Consider the following 17,855-nt stretch of genomic DNA (forward strand, 5'->3'; position numbering starts at 1 on the left):
CCCTACTTACATGCAGCCCAAACACCTGTAGCACCAGTTAATTCTCCAGCTAATCCTACAAGAGCTTGTCCACCTACACGCATTCTTTCTTCCCAAGTAGATGCTTGCACAAGAAGTTTTGCAGCTTCTCCAAAACCACCTAATGCATTAATATATTTTTTAATTTTAAGCAATTTAGAAACAGCAATTAAATTCCCACCTACAAAAGCGGCTAAAGCACCAGAACATTTACCTATTTTAATCCAATCAGGATCAGCAATCACTGGGAATGCAGTGTTCTCATCAAAATCAACCACTTGAATCAATTTATTTCCATCGACTTTATACTGTGTAGAAACTGATTTTCCATTTGCATCTTTCGCCCAAGCAGGCATAAAAACACTTTGAATTATATTTTCTCCATCAACTATAAATACTTCACCTGTATCATATTCTTCGCCTAAATATTCCGCAGCTGTAACTAGTTTACCACCATTTGGGATATCAATAACAAACTCGTATTCTTTTGGTGCAGTTTGATTTTTAATTTTAATTAATGATCGAACACCATCTTTAGTCGTTTGTACAGCTAAATCAGCTGGTTGCTTTTCATCTTGATAAACAAGAGTCCCATTATTTGTTTGAATAACTTCACTCGAATTTAAGTCTGGAAGAGAAATATGTAAAGATTCCGCTCTATCCTTAATAGTAATAGGGTTTGAGTTTAATGTAGTCGGAATTTCCACTGTACTTAATTCATTCTTAATAACTTTTTTCTCTTTAGAATCTATTTTAAAATCATTTAAAATATCATCAACCCCTGTGTTTTTTTCAATCATTAAAGCTGTCGAGTTCGCTTCTTTTTGTGCATTTTTACTTTCAGCATTAATTGAAGGTGTCATTATAGATATACTCATAGCACCTACAATTAACCCACTTAAAAATTTTCTAGATAAAATGTTCATAAAATCCTCCTAATAAGATACAAATTTTTATACCTTAATAAACTTATATCTTATTAAATAATTAAACAAGTCTGGTAATACAAAAAAATTCCTAATATAATAAAGATGAAACATGTGTTTCATTAACAAAATTAAACAAATATTTAATAAAATTAATAATTATTTTTTCAAAATTACTCCCGCCTTTTTGAATGAAAGGCAAAAAGGCTAGCCTCCAAAATTAAAGTAGCCCTTCGGCTAATACTTCCTAAATCATACGAAGAATGCGAAGTATAAGAAGATGAATGGCTATCACTGTCATAGCTTCCATACGTTACATTTGATGTCATTGTATGATGAAACCACATATTATTTGTTGTACAATCTTTATTTCTTTTTACAGGCTCTTGCTTCACTTCCTTATTCTGTTCTTTCTTTTGAAAAATAAAATGTTCCTCCGCCTCCTCCACATTTTAAGAATTCTTTTAATATAAGGTATTTGTCCTATCACTAACATTATTAAATTTTCATATAATGCTTTAGAATAATATCATTTCATTAGGAGGACAAGAATTTGAATTTTAAACGAATGTTTACAGCTTTAGCATGTAGCACACTCTTATTACTACCTTTCACTTCTATTCCTACACATGCACAAGAAGTGGATACACATCAACACTCCATATCTAGCAAACTACCAGTTATAGGTGAGCCTTTGCCAAAGGTTAATCCCGCTAAAATCACAACTCCTCTAAATCCCTTCTCATCCTCAGACATCGAGATTTCTAATTCTCTGCTTCATGCTTTAGCTCCAACTCGTACGGTTACAATTTTAATTGCAGCTGATGAAGAATACCGTGCAGCTCATCCTGACTGGAAAACAATTACTGCACAAATGGTAGAAAAAGCAGATAATAGCTTTTGGGCAGAGCATAACATTAACTTTATTGTAAAAGGCTACGCGAACTGGAAATCTGACGGTGCAAATAGTAGTGCCATTTTAGCTGATTTAAATGCTGAATGGAAAAATAATACACAATATGACTTTGTCATTGGATTTACTAAGGATAGTAAATTTACAGCTGGTGGCATTGCTTATGTCTATTCTTCAGCGCCTCAAAGCGGTGTTAGCGTTGTGCTTGATCAAGGGACAACCTCTACTCCATATGCGATTCAGCATGAATGGTCTCACAATTACGGATTATCACATGATGCTTCTGGTAGCGGTATTAAATGTATGATGAACTATGACTACGCTTACTCTGTGAATTATTGGGATGCTTCACACGATGCTTTAATTGAAAGCCACCGTAATTGGTACGGTTCTTAACTAAAGAACACTTGCAAAGGGTATGAAACATACTCTTTGCTACATAAAAGCAAAAAAGCATCTCAAAGGATGCTCTTTCTTTTCAACGGCTACATTCAATCTTGTACCATCGAAAGCTGGTTTCGGATTTTACGTACCATCACTATGGATCGTCTAGACCAAATAATAAAAATTTGTATGAGGTGTGTTTTCCGCCACTTCCCACCATACAAATATAACACGTTTCTTCCAAAACAACCGACACTTTTCCTGCCAAAAAGTGGTCACGACTCTGCCACTATTTATCCACTTATTTCAAACGTTTTAATTTAATTTGTTAATTCTACTGAAGCTCCTAAAAATGTTTGTTCCAAATTCATGATTTTCTTTTGAATTAGCCATTCTGGATATGCCAGTTGCTCAAGTATCATTCTATAATAATCTGGGTTTAATCTTAATGTGTTAGGGTTTCCTCTCTGTTGCATTTGAAATTGAACCAATGCTTGTAACAGTTCTTCACACGCCATTCGCTTCACCTCTCTTTTATTATATATAACTTGTATACGCAAGAGGACAAGTTTATGTGTTTCAATTACCCATATCTTATATTGTGTGTCATTCATTGAAACACCAGAACCCTTGTTATCTATGATGTTATCAAACTTTCATTTTCCAATGCGACAGTCCGAAAGTTATGGTTCATTCCTAAAAAACACAAAAGAAAAAACAATGATTAGATTTTAAATCTGCTCATTGCTTTATCCATTGCGTCTTGATTGACTCCTATATACCGTAGCGTGACTTTCTCTGATGAATGATTGAATATCTCCATCAATAAAGCAATATTCTTCGTTTGCAAGTACATATGATATCCATAGGTTTTGCGTAATGTATGGGTACCGATTTCATCCAATCCAAACTCTCCAGCCGTACGCTTTAATATCTTATATGCCATACTACGACCAATTGGTCGATTCTTTCCTTTTCTACTCTTTAGTACATATTCCTCCTCTCCTCTTCCTTCGTTAAACCATTTCAATTCTCTTTTTAAAGATGATGTGATTTGAATCCGTTTTTGCTTCCCCGTCTTCATTTCACGCATGGAAATATGACTCCCTTGTACATCTCCCACTGTCAATTTTAGAATATCGCTTATGCGTAGCCCTGTATTAATCCCTAGAACAAACAACATATAGTTTCGTTCATTCTTTTCTTTTAAATATTCTTTGATTTGTTGGATTTGCTCTGGATCACGTATGGGCTGGACAAAATTCATGATTCATTCCCTCCAGTTTTTTCAGTTTCATAAACTTCTAATCTAAGAGCAAAAGACAGTTTATAAAACGCTCTCGCTTTCACACGTCGATACGTACGTTCACTCATGCCAATTTCGTTATACACCATATAATCGCATACATCTTCGTCTTCTAAATATCGTTTCACTATAATGTCCCGCTGATTTTTTCCAGCTGTACTGTTTCCGAATCGACTCAATGCTTGTTCCACTCGAAATGCTATTTTCTCTAACCATTCTTCACGTTTGCTTTGTTGGATATTAGCGATTGCTACATCCTCTAACGGTTTGCCAACTGTATGTGTAGGACCATGCTCTCTCACTTTATAAGAAGGCGTGACTTTCATTTCCTTACGTATCATTCCAAATTGCTTATATATACGTACACTTTCCAAAATTCCCTCTACATTCTCTTGTGTTGCTGCTCGATCTATTTTTGGTAAAAAAGATAATTGCTCCGTCATTCCAGACCACTCCTTTTTCTTCTTTATTACTTTTGTCTTAACGCTCCACGTCTACGCTCATAACGTGGTCCATGCACCCCCATTAAATCCTCAATTTCACGAGTGCTAAAATTCTCTTTTGATTTTTTCTTTTTTATTTGTTTTTCCCATTCACGTAATAGATCCCTTCGCGCTTTCATTCTTTCCATCCCCCTTACAAAATAAGAAAAAGGGCACCCTTTCCTAAAACAGTTTGATTGCTGTTCTAAAAATCGGTGTCCTCCAGTTTTCTAGCCGGACTATATGTATTTCATCATGCTCAGCTATATAAAAAGATTTCTCCAAGCTTTCTCTAGTCTGTCTTTTTCTTCTTTTTGCATAGCCTTTGTACGACGAGCGATTGCCTTTTTTAATTTCTTTTTCTTCATCTTAGCCAAACCCTTCACTCCTTCTCTTTCAACACCCTTACTCTCCATTTTCGGACGTTTTAATTCATTTAATACCCATTACATTTAAAAATAATCGAATTGCGCATGGCACCCATCCGTTCCTACTTACAAACGAATTATTTTATAAAAATTATTTAATCAGAACCTCTAGACTCATTCCTCATATACAAAACTAACTTATTCTTCAAAAGCAGGTGAACAACATGCCCTCTATCTTTGGAAATGTAGTCTTTCAAACAAGCAATGGTTCATTTCATTCGGGTAATTTTTATAACGTTTCTCCCAAAGAAAATAGAAAAGGCTATCATGATTCTGGTGCATCTCATGCAGCCTTCATTGTCAATACCTTTAATGGTGTTTGCTGTAAACCAAGACCAGGTTGGAACCACTTTATTGCCTCACTCTGAATACAAATCAATATTCTGTTCATACTATAGATAACCCATTTTTGAACCACATTCCATGATTAGAGTAGTTAGCTTTTTGCTAGCTGCTCTTTTCTTTCGTTCCCCTTCCCAATCTGTGAACACCCTATATCATGTAAACCGCTTTCTTATCTTATCCATTTCCGGAATAATTCCTCGTTTCGTTAGCATATCATGAATAAACAATCTACCCTTTTGTGTCCAGCGCGTATTCATTTTTATAGACCGACTACCGTCAGCATGCGTTACGTCAACCGTTTGTGATTTTGTATAGCCTTTATTTTGATGTTTCACATATAGTAGCCATTGCTGGTTTACTTTATACTGTACTTTTTCATCCTTTAAGATTTTATTTAATCGAACGGCAGACAATCCATAATCAGCTGCAATTTGCGAAACGGTTACCGTATCTTTTGATTGAAGAATTTGATCGAGGTAGGTAATCTTGGATGCATTTTCTGCAACCTGCTGTGTTAACATGAGATTCTTTTGTTCTGCCATTTGCCTAGCAAGTTGTTCGTCTTTCAATTGTGAAGCAAGGCTAATCAACAAGTCTGGATCTTGTAATAACGCGTTAATAGTAGGTGGTGTCATGTAAGCCCCGTGTTTTCGAATACTTGGCAGCACTTCATCAAATACCCATTTTTCAAATTGTTCTGCTTGTGGGAGTTTGGATTTTACGAGTAATCTATATAAATTCCCCTCGTTTATGAATTTCTTCTCTTGTGTTCTTCCGAGTGAATCGATGACCTCGCAAAACGCGACCCCATCTTTTTTACAATGTTTACTTAAAGCATCATGAGGATTGGAGTACCCTAAAACTTTCGCAACATCGATTGCTGGAAAGTACTCTTTTCCATCCTTGATAAAAATCTCTACATTCCCGAACATGTTATGTGAAAATGTTTGCATTTGCGGCATTTCTCAATTCTCCTTTTCTACAAAATTCAAACTTTATGACTGAAATTTAACAGTTGCTGTTGTTTGTGTATGTGTCACCTTTCCATTTACCCAATATACAACTTGTTGCCCATACCCACTTTCTGGCGGTTTCACCCATGTGGCCTCTCCATCCTTCACAATATATACGCCATTTATCATTACATTGATTTCTCTCTTCATATTCAGCACCTCTCCCCTACATTTTCTGAAAGGAACTCTTAATCTAGCTCCATAATTTCTTGTAACGTCAGCTTGGATACATACGCTTTGATGACTTGAATCTTTCCGAACATATCCCTTGCTTGTTCTTCCGCTCCCGCCCCAGATTTTGCTTCAAACCAGAACAACCTTTGTTTTTCATCTTGATCAAAAAACTCTACTGCATATGTTCGTTTCGCTATACACTGCGATACAAACCGTTCTGCTGTACACTCCGCTGTATAATCCAAACTACCTACCACATCTTCAAATGTGAGTTGTCTCATGCGCCTAACCCTATGACTCTTTTTTCAATCCTTCCTTTTTTTGCTAAATCCATAAGAAGTAAAGCCACTTCATCTGGGTCTCGTTCTATCCTCTGACCAATTGCAAATACACTCTCATTGTTGTTCCATGCCTCTTGTACTCGCCATACATCATCTTCATCCCAAAACATGTCCAGTTCTTCTAATGCAATATAGAGTTTGCGGCGTTCACTCTTCCTATATTTTCGATTCTGCGCGGCCATCGTATAATTTTCTAACTGTAACTCTGTCATACGCTTTCCCATTGATTATCTCCTCCTATATCGTTTTTTTGAAATTTCGCAATCTATAATTTTCACCCTGCATGTGTAGCACCTCTGCATTTTCCATCATCCTGCTAAAATCTCGTTCTCCATACATTGCCCCTAGTTCTTTTACCGTAAAATTCGTAGTAAATAATGTACTTTTTCCGACACGGCTGTCCACGATTTCATTTGTCTTCGTTTGTTTCCACGTTACGCCCTCTCTGTCTTTCTCTGTAAATTCCGCTCCAAAGTCATCCAAAATCAATACATCAACCTTTGCAAGGAGTGACATCAGCTTTCCTTCTGTCATGTCGCTATTTTTATTCCATGTTTCTTTAATCTTTGTAAACAGCATGTTCATCTGAATAAACAGTGCGCTGTGCCCTCTCTTCATGAGTTCTTTTGCAGCCGCTACACAAAGGTGACTTTTGCCGATTCCATACCCACCTGTCAGAATACGACTTGTTGGTTCTGTTTGCGCAAACGAGTCTACAAAATATTTCAAGTCTTGTTTGGCACCTGATAACGATTTGTTCGGTGGTATGTAATTTTCGAACGTTGCTTTTTTCAATTTTTCATTAATTAAACTATGATCCGCAAACGAATCATACAAACTTACAATTTCCTGTTTTTGTTTGATGTGTACCGTTTCTTGCGCTAACCGTTGGTCTTCCTGCTCCACACCTCTACAATGTGGGCAAAATTCTTCTTTCGTTGCAATATCCTTCAACATCCGTTTGTTACAAACATCTTTGATCTGATGTTGTCCAACCACAAATATATTTTGACATCGATTCGCTGACACCATATACTGTTGGACCCCTTCTTTAAAAGTCGTATGCTTCGATGAAGCGATTGTCTTTCCGAGCGATTGCATGATTCGTTCCTCCCCCATTTGATCCGTCTGAATGATTCACTGGTTCTTCGTTTAGATAACTTTCAAATTTCGTTCCAAATAACGTTTCTGGTCGTATATACTGTTTCATACGTGCATCTGTTAACCACTGCACTGTTTTTTGATCAATAACTTTCTGAAAATCCGATAGGATAAATCCTTCTTGCCATCTCGCTTTAATTAACGTTCTGTTTTTAGGGGTTTGATGTTTAAATGATTTATTGGCTTTTTCATTCAAATACAAAATAATCTCTTCGTAGGGGATAGTGTCTTTTCCTGTAGTAATCTCTGTAGTAGTCTTTGTAGTAATCTTTGTTAAAGAATTTCCCCTTTCGGTAAGTTCCATTTCATCCAAAGAGGCATTTGGAATTTTCCCAAAGGTCAAAATGGATTTTACCCTTTGGTTTATTTCAGGAATGTTGAGTTGAATATGATGTGTAGGTGCCCCATTAAACTTAAATGTTTGCACATTTACAAACCCTTTTTCTATTAAAATTTTAATCGCTCGATCATATTGTTTCGGTGTAATGCGAATCTCACTCCCCCAATCTTCACGGCTTTTCGCCAGCCAAAATGCACCATTCTTTTTCACTTTCAATTTACTCTTCCCCTGCTCATTCGGCAGATACCAATACACAATTTGTCCCAACAAAATCCCCGCTATTAAATCCCCTGTGAGATCTACATACGCGTGACGTACTGTAAAACCATTCCTCGCAAAAGCTTCCACCTCAAATATCTGTCCACTCATCTCCTGTTCTCACCCCTTCCACAACATACACTCTCGTAACTTATCTACTTGTCTTTTATGTACATGATTTGTTATACTATAAGAGCTTTCGAGTAGCTTGTGTTTTCAGTTTGGTATCTTGCTCTATACTAGTATTGCGGATAGAAAGACCTGATTTCAGGTCTTTTTGTCTGGTTATAAATTTTACATACTGACGAATCCGTTTACATATGATATACTAATCAAGATGAATGTTCATTTACATCAAATATGATGGCTAGGTACAGAAAAGGTCCTATTTTATAGGGCTTTTTCATATTTAAACGCCTTCCTCAAAAAACTCAATACCATGCACCCTTTCCACAACATCCACTTTCACACCTACACTTCTCAAACGCCTTACAATCCCTTGAATACGTGCACGTTCCTCATCATACTTCTCTTTCGCACGATACAGCTCTGCCAATTCCCTTCGGGCTAATCGAGCTTCTTTAATCCAGATGCAAAACTGATAGGGATCATTCTTTTGCAGAGCTTCAACTTGTTTCTTTTCACAATACTGTAAAAATTCATCGAGTATTTGTTTCTTTTCTAAGTCTTTTGTTAGGACTGATTTGGTCACACCAATTCCCTCTCTTCTTTACATACGATAACCTCTCACCATTTGGACACATTTCCCAGTGCTTTCTAGAAAAGGATTATGCTATATTAGATTTGTCGAAAGATTTTGACGTTCATAAATTCGTCTCGATACCACCTTCTCATTTACTACCCATTACATGGTATCAGAAAGCCCTTCATAGGGCTTTTTTCTTTTTCACAAATTATGCACAATTGCATATTGGTTATCTATATTGGTTTAAAAAAATTATGTTATAATAAATTCGTATACAAAACTCACATTCCATGTTGACGGCTCTAGCATTCCGCTAGAGTCCTTTTTCTTTTTCACACACTCTACGCACTTGGAATGACTCGTGTTGAGTTCGTATGACGATGAATCAAATGTAGTCGTCCATCCGCTTTCTTATAGATCAACCAATTTTCTGGATTTAACTTATACGAGTTAATATGTATCTTCTCTCGCTTCGTTGGTCGTTTACCGTTCTTCACTTGCTTCCTCTCCCTCTATTTCTCAAACAGCTCGTCCACTGTTGTTTTGAAGTATTTTGCTAGTTTTTGAGCTTCTTTTAGGGTGAAGTCACTTTTACCATGTTCCTTAGCAAAATATGTTCTTGGTGCAATATGAATCAAATTTGCTGCTTTCTCTTGTGTCATGCGTTGCTCTTTTCTGGCGATGTATAGGTTTTTATGCATGGGTATCGCTCCTTGTTTAAATTTTATTCACATTAACGCTTAATTGAAGTGTTTCCTTCAATTAGCTTTGGATAAAACCGCTCAAATACGAACGTTTCGTTCGTATGGCAATTAAAAAAAATCTCTTCGATTGGTTCATCTAAAAAGTCAGAAATTTTTTTAGCAACTTCCATTGATGGAATCCGTTCTTTCTTATCCAACATTCTTATATATCTTTCAGTAACACCACAATGTTTAGCGATTTTATGATAAATAATTGACTGTTTCATGTCTGCCTCCTCAATAGAACGTTTCGTTCGATTTTAATCATATCGAATAATTTATACATTGTCAATGACTTTCCGAACATAATGTGCTATGATTGTCTCTAAAGAGAACAGGTTGTTCAAGTGAACAACCTTATGAGGTGATGAAAATGACAGGTATAGGTGCTAGAATAAAAAAACTAAGAAAACAACGTAACTGGACACAAGAAACGCTAGGAAAAAAGGTAGGCGCTTCGTCTCGTGTAATTGGTTATTATGAGTCCGAAGAACGTTTTCCTTCACCAGATACTATTGCAAAATTATCTGAAATACTAGAAGTAACAACGGATTTTATACTAGGACGTAGTACCGAATTAGATATAAAAAAACACAACAAGTTTAAGGAAATTATGGAACGATTAGATACATTACCTGAAGATAAACAGGACATTGTCCTACAACAAATGCTCGCAATCACCAAAACACTAGAAGAATACCATAATAACGAAAAAAAATAGCCCCTCATCCCTCATATTAGAGACGGGCTATTTTTTAAATTTTAAAACTTTGTTCTATGTACTCCTCGACTAATTCAGGCTGCGTTTCATCTATTGTTTTCAAAAATAATTCTACAATCTCTTCTTTCGTCATTTCCATTCCTCCTCATAATTTTACCCTATCTACAAAAAATATTATCATTTTTTTAGGCTTATATTAGAGAAGTAAACAAATTCTTTTTTTATGGTTTTAGTTTACCGAAAAAATACATCTTCAATAAAAAGGAATTATAGTTCAAATAAAAAAACACAGCATACACTGTGTCTTTAACCACCTGGTTTAATTTCTACTGATCGATATGAATCCTGTTTTATTATATTATACGAAACAATGCTCACCGCTAACATTGAAAAGGTGCAAAGTACTAAAGCTAATTTTTTCATTTTCATCCACTCCTCTATCCATATTATAATCAATCATTTGTTGCACTAGCAAGGAATTATCTCCTCTTTTTTTAATTTCTTTAGCCACTAAACTTACAAAAAAATAATTTGATTGGGCAAGAAATTCCTTAAAGCACACACATAACCCGCCTGGCTGAGCATCTGTAACAGCTAAAAAATATTTCAAAAAGTCCTTTTCTCCATTTTCCCTTAAAATTTCTTCTAATCCTGCCCTTGAATCTTCACTTATAGGATTCATTTGGTATCTAATCAAACGTGAATCTGAATCCTCTGGCAAATTAATATGCAAGTATATTTTAACAACATCTAAATTAAATCTTGCTGCTACTTCAATTGCTTTGTCATTTACCTGTTTTGCTAAATCATAACTTTCCTGTAGATAGCGTAAACAACGTTCCTCGTCATCAACTAAAAATGACATCCCAAGTAAATATAATCCGTCCGAAACAGTTTTAGTGCATAAACTTGCTTCAATTAGAACATTAGCATAATATCGAGCCGACTCTAAGTTTTTTCTTTGTAAATTTAGTGGGGAAAATACTTCTGCAAGTCGATACATGTAACATTCCTTGAGAAATATTTTACGATCACTCTCTTCAATCAAGTCTAATTCTTTTTCAACTTCATCCACTAAATCAAACATGGTATTGAATTTTTTTTGGTGATAATAATCATAACATTTCATAATGTCAATCAAAATATTCAGCATATTATCAGTGGGTCTATTATACTTCTTTAAATATTTAATAATCTCAGTACCTGAAATTTCATCATTCATATATTTATATAGCACTCCATAAATGTTTACATATTCTCCTACTGTACCTGATTCTTTCTTGTGCTTTTCTAGTAATTTATTCAACAAAACTTTATCACGAATCAATGCAGCATATTCAAAACTATGTTTTATTGCCTCTGTACTGTCCAATTCTAAACACCATTCCTGCAAAAACATTGCAGCAGTTTTATTTGATGTACTTACAATTGAAGCCAATTTCAATAAATTAGGAAAGCTAATGATACCTTGATTTTTAAATTTTTGTAAATATTGTTTCGAAACACCCATTTTACTAGCTACTTCTGTAAAGTTTAGGTCATCCCGATCTTCAATTAAATTACAAATTTTCTCATAGAAATTCAAATTAGTCCCCTCCCTTAAAACATAAAAATCCACCATCCTATTTTCTCAACCTCTAAACTGCACTACGAATGATGAATGTATGTTAAACTGAGAAGGAACTCGTATGATGCAAATGTTTGTCCTAAGGTAGTAGGATGAACGGTGTGAGCGGTTTTGTCACGATCACCTCTTACACACGCTCTGCGAGTTTTTATGTTTTAAATTATTATTTTTGTGATTATTCTGTCTATTAGTTTGATAGAAACCCATATACTGTATACAAGATTAATGTTATCACGAACCTACATTCTCTTCCATCCCTTACAACTTGATAAATATATGTGCCAAAAAATTCGTTGTATTTCCATAAAAATGTCTTAGAACATTTTCCATTTTTAATGAATATCGGTTCATTTTTATTATATCCTACTAAAATTAAATGCAGAAACCAGCCAATTTTTGATGAATATACCCAACCAATTTCAAATCGTATTACAATATTACAAGAAATAAATGTCGAACTTTCTCAATATGTGTCAACCCCTTTTTATGGTAGTATGATTTTATCCTTACTTGCATCATCCTGATTGGTGTCCCTAACCAATCTCCCCACTAATCCTAGTGGGGAATTTTATTTTTGGAGTATTTTCGGATTTAAATATAGTATACTATTTTAAACAGCAATTTTATTTTCATGTAGGTAATATGTTATTAAAATTAAAGTGGTTCAAGTCGAAGAAAGGCTCTCAATTTATGTTGAGAGTCTTTTCTTTTGGTAACAAACAAGTTATAATCTATTCAATAAATTGAATTATCAATCTTTATGTATACAGGAGGGATTCCCTATGGTGGTGTACAAGGATAAAGAACGTGGAACGTATTTTTTCGTTGTCAGAGTCCGTCAGTTTGATGGCACGCAAAAACAAGTCAAACGTCGGGGGTTTAAAACGAAAAAGGAAGCACGTGAAGCGGAAGCGAAAATGTTAGTTGAAAAAGAAACGAACTCTAGCTTGACGTTTGCTCAAGTAGCTGATAGCTATTTTGATTGGTATTGTCAAAGGAGGAAGGAATCTTCAATAGTCACTATTCGAAATGTTATTTACAACCACTTAGTACCAGAGTTTGGAAAGATAAAGATAGATCATATCGTACCGAAACATATCATGAATTATCAAAACAAAGTTATAAATACATACTCAGCTAAACATCTAAAGAAGATTCATGCCGTACTATCTGCAATATTTAATTTTTCAATTAAATTTCATGGTCTTATGAATAACCCAGCAAGAATTACAGGTAATTTTGAAAAAGAATCCAATAAACGAATGAACTTTTGGGAGTTTGATGAGTTCAAACAATTTATCGAAGTTGTAGACGATTCATTATACAAAGTATTCTTTTCCATCTTATATTACAGTGGTGCTAGAAAAGGTGAATTATTGGCATTAACTTGGGAAGATATAAATTTTGAAGACAATACGATTAACATTAATAAAACAACTTATAGAGGAAAAGTCACCAAACCAAAAACAAAATCATCAAACAGAATTATCTTGTTACCAATACACATCCTCAATTTATTGAAAGAGCTAAAAAATCTTGCTACAGTAGAAGCACCATTAAAAAATGATTATGTTGTATTTGGAAAGTTTTATACTTGTATATCCACAACTACTCTGGACAGAAAATACGCTAATTATTTAAAAATTGCTGGCAGCAAAAAAATTTTACTTCATGAATTCAGACATTCTCATGCATCTTATCTCATAAATAAAGGTGTCAGCCCACTCGTAGTAGCACAGCGGCTAGGTCATTCAAGTGTTTCAACTACATTAGATACGTATAGTCATTTATACCCATCAAAACAAGAGGAAGTAGTTGCATATATGGAAAAAGATTTCACACAAACATGACCAAATAGTTACCATTGAAACCAAAATTATTGATATAATAACTTTAAAGGAGAATATACTCTTCCACGCTATTCGCTTTACTCACTTCACTTTGACAACCAACTATAAATAGCGATATAAAAAAGATATATATTATTTTTTTATATTTCATTTCTATTCTCCACTCCATACATTATTCTTACTTAGTTTTATAGCGGTTTTCATTATAGTATAAAATCTTTATATTTTAATAAAATACATATACTTATGCAAAATTGCATAAGTATATGTATTCTTCTTACTTTAAAATTAGCTTAAATCATTTTCCAAATTATACAAATAACAAGTTAAAAATGTTATAATTTTCAAAAAAACCATTGGAGGATATTATGAAAGCCCACGCAATTTTCGATTTCTTACATTTACTAGTCTTAACGCTGAAAAGCTATTATGTATGGGGAATGCCTATCTATGTCTTCATTATTCCTCTTATCTTTGTAGTCGGTTATATTATTATTAATTCTAATAAGAAACAAAAAAATACATCTATTCAAAGTCACTAATCTATTACCTTAATAGCCTCCTAAAAATCATATTCCCCTCATTTTCTTCAAATGATATGATGAACAAGGGTAAATCCCCACCACTCTTATAGCGGTGGGGATTTTAATGTCAATATGCAACATACTACACAATAGAAGGTGATTTTTATGAGAAAATACGCAGCAATTGCTTTATGTACGTCTGCCATTCTAGCAGGCTGCAATACTAGCAATGTAAGCCAAGAACCTAAAAAAGAGAAAAAGGTTCAAGAAGTAGCTATACAAAAAGAGGCTCTACAAGAACAAGGTAAAATTTCTTATACTCCCATCACACACGAATCTACAAACACAAGTATTCATATTACAGACTTAAAAGATTCTTTAAATGAAGTACAATATAAAATTTGGCGCACAGCTGATGGAAAGGAACGTGCTAAATCTTTTTCTTCTAAAGAAAAGGAGAAACAATTTACAATTCCTTTTGACATAAAAGAATTTGAAGGAAAACGCGGTGAGTTCCAAATTGAAGCAACAGGAATGAAAGAAGATGGGAAAACAATCCCGCTTACGAAATCTACTATTACTTTCGAACAAAAGGTTCCTGTTCTTATGTATCACGCAATCGATGATTATCATGGTCACGGTATTAAAGACTTATTCGTATCACCAGCTAACTTTGAAGCACAAATGAAACATTTAAAAGACAATGGTTATACGCTTTTAACGTTTGAACGCTGGGGCGATATAAATAAAGTAAATAAGCCGATTTTCGTTACATTTGATGACGGTATGAAAAATAATATGAATGCATTTCGCGTTTTACAAAAGCTAAAAGATGATACTTTTAAACCGGCAGCAACAGAATATATGATTGTTGATAACGTTGATGTAGAAGGAGCATTGTCTACTTCTGAAATAAAAGAAATGGTTGATTCCGGCATTTTCTCGGTGCAATCTCATACTGCAACACATGCAGACTTACCGAAAATTACAAACTATGAGGAAGAGTTAAAAGGTTCAAAAGAAAAACTAGAAAAAATAACAGGTAAGCCTGTTATCGCGATTGCTTATCCATTCGGTCATGTAGATGATAAGGTTGTTACAGAAACGAAGAAGTATTATCAATTTGCGACGACGACAAAGCCTGGGCAATTCATTACGAAGGGTGAACCTGATGAATTGTTAAAGATGAAGCGCGTTCGTATACACCATACAACGACTGTAGAGCAGTTTGCTTCTTCAATTAAGTAAATATAAGGGCTCAATACATTTTGAGCTCTCTTTTTACTTTATATTTATATATATTTTTAGAATTTTCTTGTATTATATATAGTAAGAAATCTTTCAAATTAAAGGAGATTATACATATGTCATTTGAACAAACGTTAGAGAAATATGCTGCTCTTGCAGTTAATGTTGGTGTTAATATTCAACCTGGACAAACTTTATCAATTAGTGCACCTCTTGAAGCTGTACAATTTGTACGCCTCGTTACAGAAAAAGCATATAAATCTGGTGCAAAACACGTATATGTAGATTGGAATGATGAGACGTTAACACGCTTAAAGTTCGATCTAGCTCCTGAAGAAGCTTTCGCTGAATTTCCATCTTGGAAAGCACATGCTCGTGAAGAATTAGCAAAAGAAGGCGCTGCATTTATGTCTATCTATGCAGAAAACCCTGATTTATTAAAAGGTGTAGAAGCATCGCGTATTGCAACAGCTCATAAAGTAGCTGGAGAAGCAATGAAAGTATACCGTGATTACGTACAAGCAGATAAAGTAAGTTGGTGTGTCATTTCTGTTCCTACGAAAGAATGGGCTGCGAAAGTATTCCCTGACGTAGCGCCAGAAGAACAAGAAGCAAAGTTATGGGATGCTATTTTCAAAGCTACTCGTGCTGATTTAGAAAATCCTGTAGAAGCATGGAAAGAACATGATGAAACATTACATACAAAAGTGGATTACTTAAACGAAAAGCATTATAAAGCTCTTCACTATACAGGTCCTGGAACAGATTTAACAATCGAACTTCCAGAAAAACATGTATGGGCTGGTGCTGGTAGCTTAAATGAAAAGAACGTACCATTTATGGCTAATATTCCAACTGAAGAAGTATTTACAATGCCACTTAAAACAGGTGTAAACGGCCAAGTTTCTAGTACAAAACCGTTAGTATTTGCAGGTAATATTATCGATAATTTCACGTTAACATTTGAAAACGGGCGTATCGTAGACTATAAAGCTGAAGCTGGTGAAGAAGCTTTAAAACATTTAGTAGAAACAGATGAAGGTTCTCACTTCTTAGGAGAAGTAGCTTTAGTACCTCATGACTCACCAATTTCAAACACAAATGTTTTATTCTACAATACACTATTTGACGAAAATGCATCTTGCCACCTTGCAATCGGAAATGCTTATGCATTTAACTTAGTTGGCGGAAAAACAATGTCTAAAGAAGAACTTGCTGAAAACGGCGCAAACGCTAGTATCACACACAACGACTTCATGATTGGATCAGCTGAGCTTGATATTGACGGTATTACTGCTGATGGCAGACATGAGCCTATCTTCCGTAAAGGTAACTGGGCGTTTTAAATTTATTACCATAAAGAAACACATTGGATAATCCAATGTGTTTCTTTATTTATTTGGTCTCAATTCAAATTTTATCGTTCTATTTTCATGCGTAAACTCCGGTCTATACGTAGCGATATACGTATTTTCTTTCGCTACGTCAAATAGCATGATATCTTGAATTTTTTCATCTGGTGCTAACTTTTTACTAATAAAGCTATCAGGGTTATTATATTCTTTAAATCTTGTACCTTTCTTATCGGTAATCTCAAATTCATAAAATGCAAAAGGTATTTCCTTTTTACTATTATTTTCTACTTTGAAAATAATCCCCAAAATCTCCTCTTTCTTTTTATTCTCATCATAATCCGGATATCCTAATTTAACTGAATCGATAGTTACTTGCAAACCATCTACGTCTACTGTCTCCCCTATTTTATACACTTTATCTTGAACATCTTCTTGTTTACTTTCATTACTATCTTTAGTCTCAGTGCAAGCACTTAAACTAAAAGCTATGCCAAAAATTAAAACAATTTGACTTACCTTTTTTAACATACTCTTTCCTCCACATAAGACAATATTTCATATGTATCATAACAAAACGCTTTACTCTTTTTTGTCATATTTTGTCGTATTAATTGCTAACTGCACAAATAGAAAAAAGCTATCTTCTACAAAAGATAGCTTTCATGATGCCGATGAAACCTTAAGTCCAATGACACCCAAAACAATAAAAAGAATACAAAATGCTTGAAATAAACTAATATGCTCTTTAAAAAAGTACACACTGATGATTGTAATAAGTAATGTTCCAACGCCAGACCAAATAGCATAAGCAATACTTAAATGAATCTTTTTCACAACGATGGCAAACACGCTGAAACAAATCCCATAAAACACGAAAATCAGTACACTTGGAACGAGCTTTGTTAAACCATTTGATAGTTTCATCGCAATTGTTCCAGCTACTTCAAAAATAATTGTAACAAGTAATAATAGCCAATATACCATACTAGAAT

Annotated in this window: 26 protein-coding genes; 7 read left to right on the top strand and 19 right to left on the bottom strand. The window is 34.5% G+C overall.

Annotated features, from left to right (window positions below; translation table 11 throughout):
* Positions 1–2: 2 nt before the first annotated feature.
* On the bottom strand, positions 3–944 hold the full coding sequence (locus MHH55_RS20175) for a hypothetical protein (protein WP_069354808.1): 942 nt from the start codon (positions 942–944) through the stop codon (positions 3–5).
* 553 nt (positions 945–1,497) lie between these two features.
* Here MHH55_RS20175 and MHH55_RS20180 point away from each other — a divergent pair.
* Complete coding sequence (locus MHH55_RS20180; protein ID WP_069354807.1) at positions 1,498–2,253, top strand: zinc-dependent metalloprotease; 756 nt, start codon at positions 1,498–1,500, stop codon at positions 2,251–2,253.
* A gap of 308 nt (positions 2,254–2,561) precedes the next feature.
* Here the strand turns inward: MHH55_RS20180 and MHH55_RS20185 are convergent, their stop codons facing one another.
* The 5 genes from MHH55_RS20185 to MHH55_RS20205 all read right to left on the bottom strand — a co-directional run bounded on the left by MHH55_RS20185 (position 2,562) and on the right by MHH55_RS20205 (position 4,406).
* Complete coding sequence (locus MHH55_RS20185; RefSeq protein ID WP_078188061.1) at positions 2,562–2,759, bottom strand: hypothetical protein; 198 nt, start codon at positions 2,757–2,759, stop codon at positions 2,562–2,564.
* A gap of 206 nt (positions 2,760–2,965) precedes the next feature.
* Positions 2,966–3,508: a site-specific integrase gene (locus MHH55_RS20190; protein WP_065485748.1), complete on the bottom strand. Its 543-nt coding sequence runs from the start codon at positions 3,506–3,508 to the stop codon at positions 2,966–2,968.
* On the bottom strand, positions 3,505–3,990 hold the full coding sequence (locus MHH55_RS20195) for an ArpU family phage packaging/lysis transcriptional regulator (protein ID WP_069354805.1): 486 nt from the start codon (positions 3,988–3,990) through the stop codon (positions 3,505–3,507). The genes MHH55_RS20190 and MHH55_RS20195 overlap by 4 nt, the downstream gene beginning before the upstream one ends.
* A 26-nt stretch (positions 3,991–4,016) precedes the next feature.
* Positions 4,017–4,169 carry a hypothetical protein gene (locus MHH55_RS20200; RefSeq protein WP_078188177.1) on the bottom strand — a complete coding sequence of 51 codons (153 nt, stop codon included), beginning with the start codon at positions 4,167–4,169 and terminating at the stop codon, positions 4,017–4,019.
* 123 nt (positions 4,170–4,292) lie between these two features.
* Entirely contained in the window at positions 4,293–4,406 is a 114-nt protein-coding gene (locus MHH55_RS20205) for a DUF3983 domain-containing protein (RefSeq protein ID WP_127064183.1), read from the bottom strand.
* Between the two features lie 215 nt (positions 4,407–4,621).
* On the opposite strand from MHH55_RS20205, the gene MHH55_RS20210 reads away from it, so the two are divergent.
* Positions 4,622–4,825 carry a spore germination protein gene (locus MHH55_RS20210; RefSeq protein ID WP_078188239.1) on the top strand — a complete coding sequence of 68 codons (204 nt, stop codon included), beginning with the start codon at positions 4,622–4,624 and terminating at the stop codon, positions 4,823–4,825.
* A gap of 129 nt (positions 4,826–4,954) precedes the next feature.
* On the opposite strand, the gene MHH55_RS20215 is transcribed toward MHH55_RS20210, so the two are convergent.
* From MHH55_RS20215 to MHH55_RS20260, 10 genes are all read right to left on the bottom strand, one after another.
* A complete protein-coding gene (locus MHH55_RS20215) occupies positions 4,955–5,764 on the bottom strand; it encodes a phage antirepressor KilAC domain-containing protein (protein ID WP_069354803.1) in 810 nt (269 codons plus the stop codon).
* A gap of 33 nt (positions 5,765–5,797) precedes the next feature.
* A complete protein-coding gene (locus tag MHH55_RS20220) occupies positions 5,798–5,965 on the bottom strand; it encodes a DUF3954 domain-containing protein (protein ID WP_069354802.1) in 168 nt (55 codons plus the stop codon).
* Positions 5,966–6,003: 38 nt separating this feature from the next.
* Positions 6,004–6,270 (bottom strand): hypothetical protein, encoded by a 267-nt coding sequence (locus MHH55_RS20225; protein WP_069354801.1) that lies wholly within the window; start codon positions 6,268–6,270, stop codon positions 6,004–6,006.
* Positions 6,267–6,554 (bottom strand): hypothetical protein, encoded by a 288-nt coding sequence (locus MHH55_RS20230; RefSeq protein ID WP_069354800.1) that lies wholly within the window; start codon positions 6,552–6,554, stop codon positions 6,267–6,269. Before MHH55_RS20230 ends, MHH55_RS20225 begins: the two co-directional genes overlap by 4 nt.
* A 13-nt stretch (positions 6,555–6,567) precedes the next feature.
* Positions 6,568–7,431 carry an ATP-binding protein gene (locus MHH55_RS20235; protein WP_069354799.1) on the bottom strand — a complete coding sequence of 288 codons (864 nt, stop codon included), beginning with the start codon at positions 7,429–7,431 and terminating at the stop codon, positions 6,568–6,570.
* Positions 7,382–8,200, bottom strand: coding sequence for a conserved phage C-terminal domain-containing protein (locus tag MHH55_RS20240; protein ID WP_069354798.1), 819 nt, complete (start codon positions 8,198–8,200; stop codon positions 7,382–7,384). The genes MHH55_RS20235 and MHH55_RS20240 overlap by 50 nt, the downstream gene beginning before the upstream one ends.
* 298 nt (positions 8,201–8,498) lie before the next feature.
* Positions 8,499–8,801: a hypothetical protein gene (locus tag MHH55_RS20245; RefSeq protein WP_069354797.1), complete on the bottom strand. Its 303-nt coding sequence runs from the start codon at positions 8,799–8,801 to the stop codon at positions 8,499–8,501.
* Between the two features lie 335 nt (positions 8,802–9,136).
* A complete protein-coding gene (locus MHH55_RS20250; RefSeq protein WP_176116570.1) occupies positions 9,137–9,292 on the bottom strand; it encodes a DUF6906 family protein in 156 nt (51 codons plus the stop codon).
* Positions 9,293–9,307: 15 nt separating this feature from the next.
* A complete protein-coding gene (locus tag MHH55_RS20255) occupies positions 9,308–9,496 on the bottom strand; it encodes a helix-turn-helix transcriptional regulator (protein WP_023523419.1) in 189 nt (62 codons plus the stop codon).
* 32 nt (positions 9,497–9,528) lie between these two features.
* Positions 9,529–9,765: a helix-turn-helix transcriptional regulator gene (locus MHH55_RS20260; RefSeq protein WP_065484921.1), complete on the bottom strand. Its 237-nt coding sequence runs from the start codon at positions 9,763–9,765 to the stop codon at positions 9,529–9,531.
* A gap of 146 nt (positions 9,766–9,911) precedes the next feature.
* On the opposite strand from MHH55_RS20260, the gene MHH55_RS20265 reads away from it, so the two are divergent.
* The gene (locus tag MHH55_RS20265) at positions 9,912–10,259 is read left to right on the top strand and encodes a helix-turn-helix domain-containing protein (protein WP_030022621.1); all 348 of its coding nucleotides are present in this window, start codon (positions 9,912–9,914) and stop codon (positions 10,257–10,259) included.
* A 358-nt stretch (positions 10,260–10,617) separates the two neighbouring features.
* Here MHH55_RS20265 and MHH55_RS20270 read toward each other — a convergent pair whose 3' ends face one another.
* Positions 10,618–11,844 carry an AimR family lysis-lysogeny pheromone receptor gene (locus MHH55_RS20270; RefSeq protein WP_232339725.1) on the bottom strand — a complete coding sequence of 409 codons (1,227 nt, stop codon included), beginning with the start codon at positions 11,842–11,844 and terminating at the stop codon, positions 10,618–10,620.
* An 824-nt stretch (positions 11,845–12,668) separates the two neighbouring features.
* On the opposite strand from MHH55_RS20270, the gene MHH55_RS20275 reads away from it, so the two are divergent.
* The 4 genes from MHH55_RS20275 (at position 12,669) to MHH55_RS20290 (ending at position 16,854) form a co-directional block, all read left to right on the top strand.
* Positions 12,669–13,736: a tyrosine-type recombinase/integrase gene (locus MHH55_RS20275; RefSeq protein ID WP_069354795.1), complete on the top strand. Its 1,068-nt coding sequence runs from the start codon at positions 12,669–12,671 to the stop codon at positions 13,734–13,736.
* A gap of 368 nt (positions 13,737–14,104) precedes the next feature.
* Entirely contained in the window at positions 14,105–14,278 is a 174-nt protein-coding gene (locus MHH55_RS20280) for a hypothetical protein (protein WP_000643592.1), read from the top strand.
* A gap of 147 nt (positions 14,279–14,425) precedes the next feature.
* Positions 14,426–15,508: a polysaccharide deacetylase family protein gene (locus tag MHH55_RS20285; protein ID WP_078186626.1), complete on the top strand. Its 1,083-nt coding sequence runs from the start codon at positions 14,426–14,428 to the stop codon at positions 15,506–15,508.
* A 116-nt stretch (positions 15,509–15,624) separates the two neighbouring features.
* A complete protein-coding gene (locus tag MHH55_RS20290; protein ID WP_000007349.1) occupies positions 15,625–16,854 on the top strand; it encodes an aminopeptidase in 1,230 nt (409 codons plus the stop codon).
* A gap of 45 nt (positions 16,855–16,899) precedes the next feature.
* On the opposite strand, the gene MHH55_RS20295 is transcribed toward MHH55_RS20290, so the two are convergent.
* Both MHH55_RS20295 and MHH55_RS20300 read right to left on the bottom strand, forming a co-directional pair.
* Positions 16,900–17,391: a DUF4352 domain-containing protein gene (locus MHH55_RS20295; protein WP_000915110.1), complete on the bottom strand. Its 492-nt coding sequence runs from the start codon at positions 17,389–17,391 to the stop codon at positions 16,900–16,902.
* A gap of 132 nt (positions 17,392–17,523) precedes the next feature.
* A complete protein-coding gene (locus MHH55_RS20300) occupies positions 17,524–17,847 on the bottom strand; it encodes a DMT family transporter (RefSeq protein ID WP_000263262.1) in 324 nt (107 codons plus the stop codon).
* Between the last annotated feature and the right edge of the window lie 8 nt (positions 17,848–17,855).

It is taken from the genome of Bacillus sp. FSL K6-2944, from assembly GCF_038005385.1.
Taxonomy (GTDB): Bacteria; Bacillota; Bacilli; order Bacillales; family Bacillaceae_G; genus Bacillus_A; species Bacillus_A cereus.

Excerpts from the sequence above, each read along its gene's own strand:
- MHH55_RS20175 (WP_069354808.1), bottom strand. The coding sequence starts at position 944 with ATGAACATTTTATCTAGAAAATTTTTAAGTGGGTTAATTGTAGGTGCT.
- MHH55_RS20185 (WP_078188061.1), bottom strand. The coding sequence starts at position 2,759 with ATGGCGTGTGAAGAACTGTTACAAGCATTGGTTCAATTTCAAATGCAA.
- MHH55_RS20190 (WP_065485748.1), bottom strand. The coding sequence starts at position 3,508 with ATGAATTTTGTCCAGCCCATACGTGATCCAGAGCAAATCCAACAAATC.
- MHH55_RS20195 (WP_069354805.1), bottom strand. The coding sequence starts at position 3,990 with ATGACGGAGCAATTATCTTTTTTACCAAAAATAGATCGAGCAGCAACA.
- MHH55_RS20200 (WP_078188177.1), bottom strand. The coding sequence starts at position 4,169 with ATGAAAGCGCGAAGGGATCTATTACGTGAATGGGAAAAACAAATAAAA.
- MHH55_RS20210 (WP_078188239.1), top strand. The coding sequence starts at position 4,622 with ATGCCCTCTATCTTTGGAAATGTAGTCTTTCAAACAAGCAATGGTTCA.
- MHH55_RS20215 (WP_069354803.1), bottom strand. The coding sequence starts at position 5,764 with ATGCCGCAAATGCAAACATTTTCACATAACATGTTCGGGAATGTAGAG.
- MHH55_RS20220 (WP_069354802.1), bottom strand. The coding sequence starts at position 5,965 with ATGAAGAGAGAAATCAATGTAATGATAAATGGCGTATATATTGTGAAG.
- MHH55_RS20225 (WP_069354801.1), bottom strand. The coding sequence starts at position 6,270 with ATGAGACAACTCACATTTGAAGATGTGGTAGGTAGTTTGGATTATACA.
- MHH55_RS20230 (WP_069354800.1), bottom strand. The coding sequence starts at position 6,554 with ATGGGAAAGCGTATGACAGAGTTACAGTTAGAAAATTATACGATGGCC.
- MHH55_RS20235 (WP_069354799.1), bottom strand. The coding sequence starts at position 7,431 with ATGCAATCGCTCGGAAAGACAATCGCTTCATCGAAGCATACGACTTTT.
- MHH55_RS20240 (WP_069354798.1), bottom strand. The coding sequence starts at position 8,200 with ATGAGTGGACAGATATTTGAGGTGGAAGCTTTTGCGAGGAATGGTTTT.
- MHH55_RS20255 (WP_023523419.1), bottom strand. The coding sequence starts at position 9,496 with ATGCATAAAAACCTATACATCGCCAGAAAAGAGCAACGCATGACACAA.
- MHH55_RS20260 (WP_065484921.1), bottom strand. The coding sequence starts at position 9,765 with ATGAAACAGTCAATTATTTATCATAAAATCGCTAAACATTGTGGTGTT.
- MHH55_RS20265 (WP_030022621.1), top strand. The coding sequence starts at position 9,912 with ATGACAGGTATAGGTGCTAGAATAAAAAAACTAAGAAAACAACGTAAC.
- MHH55_RS20275 (WP_069354795.1), top strand. The coding sequence starts at position 12,669 with ATGGTGGTGTACAAGGATAAAGAACGTGGAACGTATTTTTTCGTTGTC.
- MHH55_RS20280 (WP_000643592.1), top strand. The coding sequence starts at position 14,105 with ATGAAAGCCCACGCAATTTTCGATTTCTTACATTTACTAGTCTTAACG.
- MHH55_RS20285 (WP_078186626.1), top strand. The coding sequence starts at position 14,426 with ATGAGAAAATACGCAGCAATTGCTTTATGTACGTCTGCCATTCTAGCA.
- MHH55_RS20290 (WP_000007349.1), top strand. The coding sequence starts at position 15,625 with ATGTCATTTGAACAAACGTTAGAGAAATATGCTGCTCTTGCAGTTAAT.
- MHH55_RS20295 (WP_000915110.1), bottom strand. The coding sequence starts at position 17,391 with ATGTTAAAAAAGGTAAGTCAAATTGTTTTAATTTTTGGCATAGCTTTT.
- MHH55_RS20300 (WP_000263262.1), bottom strand. The coding sequence starts at position 17,847 with ATGGTATATTGGCTATTATTACTTGTTACAATTATTTTTGAAGTAGCT.